The organism is Mesorhizobium sp. GbtcB19, from assembly GCF_019091085.1.
Classification (GTDB): Bacteria; Pseudomonadota; Alphaproteobacteria; order Rhizobiales; family Rhizobiaceae; genus Mesorhizobium.
In genome coordinates, this window is sequence record NZ_JAGXJY010000544.1 from 1 (window position 1) to 235 (window position 235).

1 pseudogene is annotated in these 235 nt (G+C 71.5%); it reads left to right on the forward strand.

Features of this window, described 5'->3' with window-relative positions:
• Positions 1 to 40 precede the first annotated feature (40 nt).
• Positions 41 to 235, forward strand: a pseudogene (locus KVT37_RS32990) (MFS transporter); the annotation flags it as partial.

Here is a 235-nt window from a genome sequence, read left to right on the forward strand (position 1 = left end):
CGGCCCGGGGCCCTCGGTGTTCGGGGCGGTGGCCCTGGTAATGGGCCCCTTCCTGCTCTCCATCGTGCCGTACCAGATCCGCCTCGCCATCACCGCCGACGAGCCGCGCACCGCCGTCCTTCTGGTGCCGGCCGCGCAGCTCTTCGCCCTCGCCATCGGCCCGATTGGCGCTTCACTTTTGAACGACGGCGCGAACTTCCGGCCGGTGCCCGAATTCGCCGCCGCCACCGCTTCG